General features: G+C 68.2%; 9 protein-coding genes. 7 read left to right on the forward strand and 2 right to left on the reverse strand.

Annotated elements, in window-relative coordinates:
* The first annotated feature begins 4 nt into the window (after positions 1–4).
* The 3 genes from ACQEVY_RS27875 to recQ all read left to right on the forward strand — a co-directional run bounded on the left by ACQEVY_RS27875 (position 5) and on the right by recQ (position 5,481).
* Complete coding sequence (locus ACQEVY_RS27875) at positions 5–1,576, forward strand: NADH-quinone oxidoreductase subunit M (protein ID WP_432952160.1); 1,572 nt, start codon at positions 5–7, stop codon at positions 1,574–1,576.
* Positions 1,573–3,222 (forward strand): NADH-quinone oxidoreductase subunit NuoN, encoded by a 1,650-nt coding sequence (nuoN, locus tag ACQEVY_RS27880; protein WP_165339404.1) that lies wholly within the window; start codon positions 1,573–1,575, stop codon positions 3,220–3,222. Before ACQEVY_RS27875 ends, nuoN begins: the two co-directional genes overlap by 4 nt.
* Before the next feature lie 171 nt (positions 3,223–3,393).
* The gene (recQ, locus tag ACQEVY_RS27885; RefSeq protein ID WP_432952161.1) at positions 3,394–5,481 is read left to right on the forward strand and encodes a DNA helicase RecQ; all 2,088 of its coding nucleotides are present in this window, start codon (positions 3,394–3,396) and stop codon (positions 5,479–5,481) included.
* A 95-nt stretch (positions 5,482–5,576) separates the two neighbouring features.
* Here the strand turns inward: recQ and fahA are convergent, their stop codons facing one another.
* Together fahA and ACQEVY_RS27895 are read right to left on the reverse strand one after the other, a co-directional pair.
* Positions 5,577–6,791: a fumarylacetoacetase gene (fahA, locus tag ACQEVY_RS27890; RefSeq protein ID WP_432952162.1), complete on the reverse strand. Its 1,215-nt coding sequence runs from the start codon at positions 6,789–6,791 to the stop codon at positions 5,577–5,579.
* A 73-nt stretch (positions 6,792–6,864) separates the two neighbouring features.
* Complete coding sequence (locus ACQEVY_RS27895) at positions 6,865–7,440, reverse strand: hypothetical protein (RefSeq protein WP_432952163.1); 576 nt, start codon at positions 7,438–7,440, stop codon at positions 6,865–6,867.
* A gap of 240 nt (positions 7,441–7,680) precedes the next feature.
* Between ACQEVY_RS27895 and ACQEVY_RS27900 the strand changes: the two genes are divergently transcribed.
* The 4 genes from ACQEVY_RS27900 to ACQEVY_RS27915 all read left to right on the forward strand — a co-directional run bounded on the left by ACQEVY_RS27900 (position 7,681) and on the right by ACQEVY_RS27915 (position 12,646).
* The gene (locus ACQEVY_RS27900) at positions 7,681–8,538 is read left to right on the forward strand and encodes a Cof-type HAD-IIB family hydrolase (RefSeq protein ID WP_432952164.1); all 858 of its coding nucleotides are present in this window, start codon (positions 7,681–7,683) and stop codon (positions 8,536–8,538) included.
* Positions 8,539–8,841: 303 nt separating this feature from the next.
* Positions 8,842–9,852, forward strand: coding sequence for a polyprenyl synthetase family protein (locus tag ACQEVY_RS27905; protein ID WP_432952165.1), 1,011 nt, complete (start codon positions 8,842–8,844; stop codon positions 9,850–9,852).
* A 196-nt stretch (positions 9,853–10,048) separates the two neighbouring features.
* Positions 10,049–11,083, forward strand: a complete 1,035-nt coding sequence (locus tag ACQEVY_RS27910) for a CHRD domain-containing protein (protein WP_432952166.1) — start codon at positions 10,049–10,051, stop codon at positions 11,081–11,083.
* 336 nt (positions 11,084–11,419) lie between these two features.
* Positions 11,420–12,646: a LolA family protein gene (locus tag ACQEVY_RS27915; RefSeq protein ID WP_432952167.1), complete on the forward strand. Its 1,227-nt coding sequence runs from the start codon at positions 11,420–11,422 to the stop codon at positions 12,644–12,646.
* Positions 12,647–12,659: the final 13 nt, after the last annotated feature.

Consider the following 12,659-nt stretch of genomic DNA (forward strand, 5'->3'; position numbering starts at 1 on the left):
ACCGATGTCCTTTCCACTGCTGACAGCGACGGCGGCGCTCCCGGCCCTCGGGGCGATCGCCACGGCCGCCGTGCCGGCCGCGCGCCGCACCGCCGCCAAATGGCTGGCACTGCTGGTCTCGCTCGCCACCCTGGTACTCGCCGTGGTGGTCCTGGTCCGCTTCGAGCCCGGTGGCGACCGCTACCAACTCACCGAATCCCACGCCTGGATCGCGGACTTCGGGGTGCGCTACGAGCTGGGTGTGGACGGCATCGGGGTGGCGCTGATCGCGCTGACCGCACTGCTGATCCCGTTCGTGATCCTCGCGGGCTGGCACGACGCCGACCCGCTGGAGACCCGCAGCAGCCGCTGGCGTCCCACCCAGGGCTTCTTCGCCCTGATCCTCGCCGTCGAGGCGATGGTGATCCTCTCCTTCGAGGCCACCGACGTCTTCCTCTTCTACATCTTCTTCGAAGCCATGCTCATCCCGATGTACTTCCTCATCGGCGGCTTCGGAGACCGCGCCCACGCGGGCACGGACGAGAAGGCGGCGGCCCAACGCTCGTACGCCGCCGTGAAGTTCCTCCTCTACAACCTGGCCGGCGGCCTGATCATGCTGGCCGCCGTAATCGGCCTCTACGTAGTGGCCGGAAACTTCTCGCTCCAGGAGATCGCCGAGGCCCGGGCCAACGGCACGCTGGACATGGCGACCAGCACCGAACGCTGGCTCTTCCTGGGCTTCTTCTTCGCGTTCGCCGTAAAGGCACCCCTATGGCCGCTGCACACCTGGCTACCGAACGCGATGCAGGAGTCGACGGCCCCGGTCGCCGTACTGATCACGGCGGTCGTCGACAAGGTCGGCACCTTCGCGATGCTGCGCTTCTGCCTCCAGCTCTTCCCGGAGGCATCGAAGTGGGCGACGCCGGTCATTCTCGTACTCGCCCTGATCAGCATCGTCTACGGGGCGTTGCTCGCGGTCGGTCAGCGTGACATCAAGCGGCTGGTGGCGTACGCGTCGATCTCGCACTTCGGGTTCATCATCATGGGCATCTTCGCGATGACCAGCCAGGGCCAGTCGGGCGCGACGCTCTACATGGTCAACCACGGGATCTCGACCGCCGCCCTGATGCTGGTGGCCGGCTTCCTGATCTCGCGGCGCGGCTCGCGGCTGATCGCCGACTACGGAGGAGTGCAGAAAGTCGCCCCGGTACTCGCCGGCACCTTCCTGATCGGCAGCCTCGCGACTCTCTCGCTGCCCGGCCTCGCGCCCTTCGTGAGTGAATTCCTGGTCCTGGTCGGCACGTTCACGCGCTACCCGGTGATCGGGATCATCGCCACCTTCGGCATCGTCCTCGCCGCGCTCTACACCCTCGTCCTCTACCAGAGGACGATGACGGGCCCGGTGAAGCCCGAGGTATCGGCCATGCCCGATCTGAAGGTGCGGGAACTGGTGGTCGTCACCCCGCTGATCGCCCTGTTGATCTTCCTGGGCGTCTTCCCGAAGCCGCTCACCGACATCGTCAACCCGGCGGTCGAGCACACCATGTCCGACGTTCAGAAGCAGGACCCCAAGCCTGAGGTGGAGGCGGCCAAGTGAGCGCAACAGCCGTCCACAGCCTGTGGACAATGGCGGCCGATCCGATCGAGAAGATCGACGCGCCCAAGATCGAATACGGGCAGTTGTCGCCCACCCTGATCGTCATCGGCGCGGCGATCATCGGCGTGCTCCTCGAGGCGTTCGTGCCGCGCAAGTCCCGTTACTACGCCCAGGTGTTCCTGTCCGTCGTCTCGCTCGCCGCCGCCTTCGCCGCGGTCATCGCACTCGCGACCAGGGGATACGGCACCACAAAGGCCGGCATCGTGGCGATGGGCGCCATCGCCGTCGACGGGCCGGCGCTCTTTCTGCAGGGAACGATCCTGCTGGCCGGTCTGCTCGGCGTGTTCACCTTCGCCGAACGGCGGCTCGACCCCGTGGCGCACGGCAACCAGGTCGACTCGTTCGCCGCGCAGGCCGCGTCCGTGCCCGGCAGCGACAGCGAAAAGGCCGCGGTGAAGGCCGGGTTCACCACGACCGAGGTGTTCCCGCTGCTCCTCTTCGCCATCGGCGGAATGCTCCTGTTCCCGGCGGCCAATGACCTGTTGACGCTGTTCATCGCCCTGGAAGTCTTCTCACTGCCGCTCTACCTGCTGTGCGCCGTGGCCCGCCGTAAGCGGATCATGTCGCAGGAGGCCGCGGTCAAGTACTTCCTGCTCGGCGCCTTCGCCTCCGCGTTCACGCTCTTCGGTATCGCCCTGCTGTACGGCTACGCGGGCTCGGTGTCGTACGCGACGATCGCGCAGGTCGTCGACGGCTCGATCGAGAACGTCACACCGGCGCTCGCCGGGACCATGGGCAACGACGCGCTGCTGCTCATCGGCGCCGCGATGCTCGTCATGGGCCTGCTGTTCAAGGTGGGCGCGGTGCCGTTCCACATGTGGACCCCGGACGTGTACCAGGGCGCGCCGACCCCGGTGACCGGCTTCATGGCCGCCGCCACCAAGGTGGCCGCCTTCGGGGCGCTGCTGCGTCTGCTGTACGTGGTGCTGCCGGGCCTGAGCTGGGACTGGCGGCCGGTGATGTGGGCCGTCGCGATCGTCACCATGCTGGGCGGCGCGATCGTCGCGATCACGCAGACCGACATCAAGCGGCTCCTGGCGTACTCGTCGATCGCCCACGCCGGCTTCATCCTCGCCGGTGTCATCGCGACCTCGGCGGACGGCATCTCGTCCGTGCTCTTCTACCTGGGGGCGTACTCCTTCGTCACGATCGGCGCGTTCGCGGTCGTGACCCTGGTGAGGGACGCGGGCGGCGAGGCCACGCATCTGTCCAAGTGGGCGGGGCTCGGACGTCGTTCGCCGCTGGTGGCGGCGGTGTTCGCGGTCTTCCTGCTGGCCTTCGCCGGTATTCCGCTCACCTCCGGCTTCGCCGGGAAGTTCGCCGTGTTCAAGGCGGCGGCGGAGGGCGGCGCGGGCGCGATCGTCGTGGTCGGTGTGATCTCGTCGGCCATCGCTGCGTTCTTCTACATCCGCGTGATCGTGCTGATGTTCTTCAGCGAGCCGAAGCCGGAAGGACCGACGGTGGCGGTGCCGTCACCGCTGACGATGACGGCGATCGCGTTCGGTGTGGTGGTCACGCTGGTACTGGGTGTGGCGCCGCAGTACTTCCTGGATCTGGCAGGACAGGCGGGAGTGTTCGTGCGCTGACGTGCGTACCCGTTGCGTGGGTCCCGGCTCTCTTCGTGGGAGCCGGGGCCTTGTGCGTGTCCGGCGGGAGTAGTGATTGAAGGCAGCCTGTGGATAACTCTGAGGCTGTCAGTGGCGACCCCTATCGTGGACGCAGTGGTCGAGGCACGACGTGCGACGGGGGACAGAGCAATGAGCGGGCTGGGCGGGACTGGCGGGACAGGTGTGATGACGGAAGAGGACGGGGCCGTGACGGAGCTTGCCGGGCAGGCCGCAGGGCTTGCTGGGCAGGCCGTGGGGCTCGGCGGGAGCAGGGCCGCGGGGCTCGCGGAGAGCGAGGTGCTGGGCACGCTCCGCCGTGTCTTCGGGTACGAGGCGTTCCGCGGCGAGCAGGAAGCGGTCATCGAGCATGTGGTGGCCGGCGGCGACGCCGTGGTCCTCATGCCGACGGGCGGCGGCAAGTCGCTCTGCTACCAGATCCCTTCCCTGGTCAGACCCGGTACGGGTGTGGTGGTCTCGCCCCTGATCGCGCTGATGCAGGACCAGGTGGACGCGCTGCGGGCGCTCGGCGTGCGCGCCGGGTTCATGAACTCCACGCAGGACTTCGACGAGCGGCGCGTGGTCGAAGCGGAGTTCCTGGCAGGCGAGCTCGACCTGATCTACCTCGCGCCGGAGCGGCTGCGTCTGGAGTCGACGCTCGACCTCCTCGCCCGCGGCAAGATCTCGGTCTTCGCGATCGACGAGGCGCACTGCGTGTCCCAGTGGGGCCATGACTTCCGCCCCGACTATCTGGCGCTTTCCCTGCTGGGCGAGCGCTGGCCCGACGTACCGCGGATCGCCCTGACCGCGACGGCCACGGACGCGACGCACCAGGAGATCACGCAGCGCTTGGGCATGCCGGACGCCCGCCACTTCGTGGCGAGCTTCGACCGCCCCAACATCCAGTACCGGATCGTGCCGAAGGCCGACCCCAAGAAGCAGCTGCTGACCTTCTTGAAGGAGGAGCACGCGGGCGACGCGGGCATCGTGTACTGCCTGTCGCGCAACTCCGTGGAGAAGACAGCGGAGTTCCTCTGTCGCAACGGCATCGAGGCGGTGCCGTACCACGCGGGCCTGGACGCGGGCACGCGCGCGGCGCATCAGTCGCGGTTCCTGCGCGAGGAGGGCCTGGTCGTCTGCGCCACCATCGCCTTCGGTATGGGCATCGACAAGCCGGACGTACGGTTCGTCGCCCATCTCGACCTGCCGAAGTCGGTCGAGGGCTACTACCAGGAGACGGGTCGCGCAGGCCGCGACGGACTGCCGTCCACGGCCTGGATGGCGTACGGCCTGAACGACGTCATACAGCAGCGCAAGCTGATCCAGTCCGGTGAGGGCGACGAGGCGTTCCAGCGGCGGGCCGCGGCGCACCTCGACGCGATGCTCGCGCTGTGCGAGACGGTCCAGTGCCGCCGGGCCCAACTGCTGGCCTACTTCGGCCAGGACGCCGAGACCACGGCGTGCGGGAACTGCGACACCTGCCTGGTCCCTCCGGAGACCTGGGACGGCACGGTCGCGGCCCAGAAGGTGCTGTCCACGGTGGTGCGGTTGCAGCGCGAGCGGGGCCAGAAGTTCGGGGCGGTCCAAATCGTCGACATTCTGCTCGGGAACAGAACCGCCAAGGTCATACAGTTCGACCACGACCAGCTGTCCGTGTTCGGCATCGGCGAGGAGCTGCCCGAGGGCGAATGGCGCGGTGTCGTACGGCAGTTGCTGGCGCAGGGGCTGCTCGCGGTCGAGGGCGAGTACGGAACGCTGGTGCTGACCGAGGCGAGCGGCACGGTGCTGCGGCGCGAGCGGGAGGTGCCGCTGCGCAAGGAGCCGAAGAAGCCGGTGACCACGAAGTCGGCGTCGCCCAGGGGCGAGCGAAAGCCCAAGGCCGCGGCGATCGAGCTGCCCGAGGAGCTGGTCCCCACCTTCGAGGCCCTGCGCACGTGGCGTGCCGCGCAGGCCAAGGAGCAGGGAGTTCCGGCGTACGTCATCTTCCACGACGCGACACTTCGGGAGATCGCCATGGTGGGGCCCACGTCCATCGTGGAGTTGGGCGCGATCAGTGGGGTGGGCGAGAAGAAGCTCGCGACGTACGGGGATGGGGTGCTCGGGGTGCTTGCCTCCCTGGCTCCGGACTCGCCCGAGTCACCGGCCGGCGCGGCCGAGGGCGGGGACTCGGGGGAGCAGGAGCCGGATCCGGAGGACTGGGGCGAGCCCGATGAGCAGGACGCGCCGGACGACTGGATATAGCGGCCGGGTGGGACGGACGGCCAGGTGAGGCAGAGCGGATGAGCAAGGCACTCACACGCTCTGGCCAGGTGAGGCAAGGCGGGTGAGAGAGGTACTCACACGCTCGGTACGACTTGCCCTGTCACCTCGCCCAGTCCCACCCGGGTTCCGTTCGGCCCCGGTGCCCAGGCCGTCAGCGTGACGACATCGCCGTCCTCGAGGAACGTCCGCTTGCCGTCGGGTAGTTCGAGGGTGTCGCGTCCGTTCCAAGTCAGCTCCAGCAGTGACCCGCGTTCGCGCTCGTCGGCTCCGCTCACTGTTCCCGAGCCGTAGAGATCACCGGTGCGCAGGGAGGCGCCGTTCACCGTCATATGGGCCAACTGCTGGGCGGCGGTCCAGTACATGGTGGAGAAGGGTGGCTCGGAGATGACATGGCCGTTGAGGGCGACGGAGATACGCAGGTCGTAGCCGCCGGGTTCCTCGGAGGTGTCGTCCAGGTAGGGGAGCAGGGGGTGAGTACGGGACGGGGGCGCGACCCGGGCGTCGTCCAGGGCGTCCAGTGGCGTGATCCAGGCCGACACCGACGTGGCGAAGGACTTGCCGAGGAAGGGGCCGAGGGGGACGTACTCCCAGGCCTGGAGGTCGCGCGCGGACCAGTCGTTGAGGAGGCAGAGGCCGAAGACATGGTCGCGGAAGTCGCTCAGCGGCACCCGTGAGCCCATGGCGGAGGGCGTACCCACCACAAAGCCGACCTCTGCCTCGATGTCCAGGCGGACGGACGGCCCGAAGACCGGCTCGGGGTCCGTGGGTGCTTTGCGCTGGCCACAGGGGCGTACCACGTCCGTGCCGGACACCACCACGGTGCCGGACCGGCCGTGATAACCGATCGGCAGGTGCTTCCAGTTGGGGGTGAGGGAGTCGGCGGCGTCGGGGCGGAAGATCTTGCCGACGTTGCGGGCGTGGTTTTCCGATGCGTAGAAGTCGACGTAGTCCGCGACCGTGAAAGGGAGGTGCAGGGTGACTTCGGAGAGCGGGTGCATCAGGGGTTCGACGGTCTCCCGGTGGGCGGGCACGGTCAGCCACGCCGTGATCGCTCGTCGCACGTCCGACCAGGCTGTACGGCCCGCCGCGAGCAGCGGGTCGAGCGAGCGGCGGGCGAGCAGCCTGACGTACGGGGAGCCGAGCGCCCGGGCCGCGCCGCCCACGTCGAGGACGTGGTCGCCCAGCCGGACACCGACACCGCGCTCCTCGGAGCCGGCCGGGGAGAACACGCCGTACGGAAGATTGTGCGGGCCGAAGGGATCGCCCTCGGGGACCTCGAAGGGGGGCATGGGGTGCTGCCTCGCTTTCCGTGTGGGTGGGGATCACGTTACGACGGAGTTGCACGCGGGGCGTCCGAGAGGCTTACGACTCGCCCGCCGCGGCTCGCTGCCAAGACAGGAAGTCGGCGACGAGTTCGGGTGGGTTGGCGGCCTGGGTGGCCTCTACCTCCCAGCCCGGGCAGTCCATGTCGAAGATCTGCACGGGTACGGGGCGGCCGAGGATCTCCTTGAGCCGGCCACTGTCGTGGAGGTGGCGGGCGAGGCTTGTACAGGCATTGGCGAAGTGCTCGCTCAGTGCCTCGTACTGGGCGTCGCTCGCGTCGTCACCCTCGCCGTCGAACCAGAGGCCGAGCCGCTTCACCTCGTCGACGTAAAGCGGGCTTCCGACCGGATCCTCAGGAACATTCCCGAGCATCTCGAACCCGTCCAGCAGCCAGCAGGCGTAATTCCAGCGAGCTTCACCCGGGTTCTCCGGCCGGGTCTCACGCCGGTACTGGCTCTCGGTGTTGTAGCCGATCGCGACGTACGGCTGCCTGGGGTCGTAGTCGATTCGCCAGATGCGGAAGGAGACGGCGTAGACCTCGGGTTTGAGTGTGTCCGGGAAGCGTTTCAGGATCTCGGCGGCGGCCGTGCGCAGATGTTGCTGGAACGAGGTCATACGCCTTCCTCCAGGGTCCAGACGGGCCAGTGGCGGGGAGGGGCCGGGGGCACCTCCCGTTCCAAGAGTTCGAGTTCGCATCGCCACAGGGGAGTTGACGCCGGGAACTCGGCGGCATGGAGCAAGTCTGCCCCTGCGGGGATCGCCGTCGGACTGTGGTGGCGTGAGGGATGGTCGGGGTTTCGGACGACGTCCGGTTCGGGCCGGGTCGTTGGGCCGTTCGGTCCGTATTCTCTGATCATGGCCGCACCGATCGCATATTCACTTATCGCCACTGACCTGGACGGAACGCTGCTCCGCGGCGACGACACCCTCTCCGACCGGTCACGGACCGCGCTGGCGATGGCGGCCACGGCAGGAGCCCGGCACATAGTCGTGACCGGGCGACCGGCGCCGCGCGTACAGCCGTTGCTCGAGGACCTGGGCGGTCAGGGGCTGGCGGTCTGCGGGCAGGGGGCGCAGTTGTACGACGCCGGGGCCCACCGCATGGTGTGGTCGGTGACCCTCGACCGGGAGTTGGCCGAGACGGCACTCGGCAAGATAGAAGCGGAGGTCGGGGACGTGTACGCGGCCGTGGACCAGGACGGTGTCGACGGGCTCACGTTGATCGAACCGGGTTACGAGATGCCGCATCCGACGTTGCCGGCGGTTCGGGTTCCTCACCGTGACGACCTCTGGACGCAGCCCATCAGCAAGGTGCTTCTGCGCCATCCGCGCCTGACGGACGACGAGTTGGCGTCGGCGGCTCGCGGAGCGGTCGGTTCCCTCGCCTCCGTCACGATGTCCGGCCCCGGCACCGTCGAACTTCAGCCATGTGGAGTGAACAAGGCGACGGGCCTCGCCCTCGCCGCCGCCCACCTCGGTCTCAGCCGCACCACAACGATCGCTTTCGGTGACATGCCCAACGACATCCCCATGTTCGACTGGGCGACCCACGGCGTAGCGATGGCCAATGCCCACCCCGGCCTCAAGGCGGTGGCCGACGAGGTGACCCTGTCGAACGAGGAGGACGGCATCGCGGTCGTACTGGAGCGGCTGTTCCGCCCTACGGCGACCGTCACGGAAGCAGCTCCTCGCGTGCGCGGGCGTACGCCCTGAGGTCTTCCTCGGGCCGGTGATCCCGAGGCGGTGGGAGCGGAACCTTCCGTGCCGTGTGCTTCGTTGTCGTTGCAGGTCGCTGGGAACATACCGCCATTGATCCGATAGGGCCTGGTCTGGACGGGCGGGCGCTCACTGTGATCGAAAGGCGACCGGATACGCTGACTTGAGTGCGAGCAGTGACACATCGACAAACACTCACAGCACGCGCGACACATAGAACGCAAACAGCACACAAAGACACAGCAGCACCAAGAGCACGCAGAGACCGCCCTTGAGAGCGTCAGCAGACAGGAGACCCTCGTGACCGTCGTCGGGCCGTTCGGGCTGAGCGTGCGGGACCAGGCTCTCGAAGCCGATGTCCAGGCCGGATTGGCGGCTGTCGAGGAAGGCCTGATCGAGGCCACCAAGAGCGAGGTCCCGTTCATCACGGAGGCCGCGCAGCACCTGGTGCGCGCGGGCGGCAAGCGGTTCCGGCCGCTGCTCGTGATGCTCGCCGCGCAGTTCGGGGACCCGTACGCGCCGGGTGTCGTGCCCTCCGCCGTGGTCGTGGAGCTGACGCACCTCGCCACGCTGTACCACGACGACGTGATGGACGAGGCGGACGTACGCCGCGGGGTGCCCAGCGCGAACATCCGTTGGGGCAACTCGGTAGCGGTACTCACCGGCGACTTCCTGTTCGCGCGCGCCTCGCACATCCTGGCCGACCTCGGGCCGGAGGCGGTACGGATCCAGGCCGAGGCGTTCGAGCGCCTGGTCACCGGGCAGATCCTGGAGACGGCCGGACCTCGCGACGGACGCGACCCGATCGACCACTACCTGGACGTGATCGGCGGCAAGACCGGCTCGCTGATCGCCGTGTCGGGACGGTTCGGCGCGATGATGTCGGGCGCCGACGAGACCGTGGTGGACGTGCTCACGCAGTACGGGGAGCGGCTCGGTGTCGCCTTCCAGCTCGCCGACGACGTACTGGACATCGCCAGCGATTCGCACGAGTCCGGCAAGACGCCGGGCACCGACCTGCGCGAAGGCATCCCCACCCTCCCTGTGCTGCGGCTGCGCGAGCGCGTGGAGCGGCTCGGGCTGGCCGAGGACATCGCGCTCGCCGAGCTGCTCGACTCGGACCTGACGGACGACGCCCGGCATGCCGAGGCGCTCTCCCTCCTGCGCGCCCACCCGGCCCTGGAGCAGGCCCGCCGCGACACCGTGCGGTACGCCGAGGAGGCCCGCGCCACGCTCGCGCCGCTCCCCGAGTGCGATGCGAAGGCGGCGCTCGTGGAGCTCTGCGACGCGGTGGTGCACCGGGCGGGCTGACCCTGCCGCGCTCCCTTCTCGATCTCCTCTCTCGATCTCCTCAATTTCTGCGGTCTTCTCGAGCTTCTCGACCGCCTCGACCCAGAGTGATGCACGTCACATAGTTGGATTGAGTCCAGACTCAGATCCACTCCGTAACAAAGCCCAGAAGCTGACGCAGGGGGTGTCAGCTGAGTTACGGGGAGAAAACAGAATCATGGGGACATTCATTACGTCCGCGAAGCGTCGTAAGAGCCTGGTCATCTCCGGTGTCGCGGTCGTCGCCGCGGCCGGTGTCGCCGCCGCCGTCATCCCGGCGGTCGCCGACAGCGGGAACCAGTCCAACGGCAACGCCAAGGGCAAGGGCGCCAACCACGCGCAGCACGGGGGCCAGTCCATCGAGGTGCAGAGCGGCCTCGCGGGCGGCAGTGGCAGCGGCGGCACCATCCTCGCCGCGAGCCTCAACGGCGCGAACGAGGTGCCGGTCCAGGACGGCCCTGCCGTCGGCGACAAGGACGGCGCGGCGCTCCAGTTCGTGAAGGTCAAGGGCGACAAGGTGTCCGTCGCGGTCAAGTGGCGCGGCACCGACAGGCCGACCCTGCTCCACATCCACCAGGGCGCAAAGGGCGTCAACGGCGGCGTCAAGGTCGACTTCACCAAGCTGCTGAAGAAGGCCAAGGGCCGTACGGTCACCGGCACGGTCAAGGTCGAGGACGCCGTGCTGCTCGACCAGCTGAAGTCCAACCCGGGTGGTTTCTACGCCAATCTGCACACCGCCGAGTTCCCGGGCGGAGCCGTCCGCGGCCAACTCCACAAGGTCACCACGGACTTCGACTTCAGGAACGCGCTGCACAACTTCCAGGCCTCCGTCATCAAGGGCAAGCAGATCTACGAGTGCAAGAAGGCGGACGACGGCACCACCGCCTTCGCGCAGCGTGATGTGCGCGCCGTACTCGGCGGTGGCATCGCGCACTTCTTCGTGAAGCCCAACTCCGGTACGCCGCAGTGGATCGCGCCCGACCGCAGTGCGGTCACCGGTGCGCTGATCTCCAAGACGCCGAACGGTGACAAGAACATCCCGGAGCTGGACCTCAAGGCCACTCAGTCCGGCAAGCACCGCGGGCTGTTGGCCGGTACGGCCGAGATTCTTCGGCTGAACACGGTGGGCGGGGTGGCTCCTGCCGGGTCCTGTGAGGAGGGGGCCATCGTGGGTGTGCCTTACGGGGCGGACTACGTGTTCATCAACCGGTGATCCACGGGCTGTTGAGCCGGCAGCTCAGGGCTGGTGAGCCGGTGATTTCACGGCCTGTTCAGGCTGTGATCCATGGCCTGTTGAGGCAGTGACCGACCGACTCTGAACGGCGTTACGGGCGGCGTCTCCCTCCCGACCCCTACGGGGCGGGGGAGGCGCCGCCCACTCACGTCATACCCCAGCAGTACACAGAGTTGGCTCCGAGGTCTGACGTTTCTCGTCGGCCGATTTGGTCTGATTGGAAACACCACTTCACAGGAGTTCGGGTGACAATGGCGGCCGGGGTGGACGAGTGCGTGACGGTAAGCCGCCGCCGACGACGGAGGTAGGGCACACATGGCACCGTACGAATCCGACGACAACACGAGCGAGGAACTGCGGACCGGCCGGCGCAAAGCGGCGCGGTACGTCGTTCCCGTCGCGGTGGTGGGGCTGGCGGCGGCGACCATCGGGCTGGTCCCGGCGTTCGCGGGCTCCGGCGACCCCGACCTGCCGGACATCACCGCTGAGCAACTCATAGAGAAGATCGCCGCGTCCGACGTACAGCAGCTGTCCGGCACGGTGAAGGTCAGCACGAATCTGGGCCTGCCGGACCTGGGCGGTCTGGAGAGCAGCCTCGCTCCGGGTGGCGGCGGCGCCGGCGGGTCCGAGGACGAGGGCTCCTCCGCCGATCCTTCGACCAAGCTCATGGAACTCGCGTCCGGGACGCACACGTTGCGGGTCGCGACCGATGGCCCGGACAAGCACAAGGTGTCGCTGCTGGACGACGCCGCCGAGTACAGCCTGATCCACAACGGCGACGAGGTGTGGGCGTACGACAGCGCGTCGAACGAGGCCTTCCACATGAAGGACGCCTCCGGTGCCGCCGAGGACAAGGGCAAGAAGGAAGAGGCGCCGAAGGACGTCCCGACCACGCCCAAGGAGATGGCCGACGAGGCGCTGAAGGCGGTCGACGACACGACGTCCGTGAAGGTCGACGGCACCGCCCAGGTCGCGGGCCGCGATGCGTACAGGCTGGTCATCAAGCCGAAGCAGTCCGGTTCGACGGTCGGTCAGATCACCATAGCCGTGGACTCCAAGACCGGTATGCCGCTGAAGTTCACGCTGACACCGGCGAGCGGTGGCGCGGCCGTCGTGGACGCCGGCTTCACCAAGGTCGACTTCAGCAAGCCGGATGCGTCCACGTTCGACTTCAGCCCGCCGAAGGGCGCGAAGGTCACCGAGGGTGACGAGGCGAAGGCCGAGGAGCACGCGCGCCCGAAGGCCGAAGAGGACCTGGGCCAAGGGCTCGAAGGGTTCGAAGGGGCCGAAGGGCTCAAGACCATAGGCGAGGGCTGGACCACCATCGCCCGGTTCGACACCGGCGGCGAGGGCATACCGTCGGAGGCCGGCGCCGCGGGCGGCTTCCTCGACTCGCTGGGCACGAAGGTGAGCGGCAAGTTCGGCTCGGGCACGGTCTTCTCGACCCGTCTGGTCAACGCGCTCATCACGGACGACGGCCAGGTGTACGCGGGCGCCGTCACGAAGGACGCACTGGTGAAGGCGGCCAACGCCGCCAAGTAACAGGCAGAGCACG

Source organism: Streptomyces sp. CA-288835, assembly GCF_050936385.1.
GTDB lineage: Bacteria > Actinomycetota > Actinomycetes > Streptomycetales > Streptomycetaceae > Streptomyces.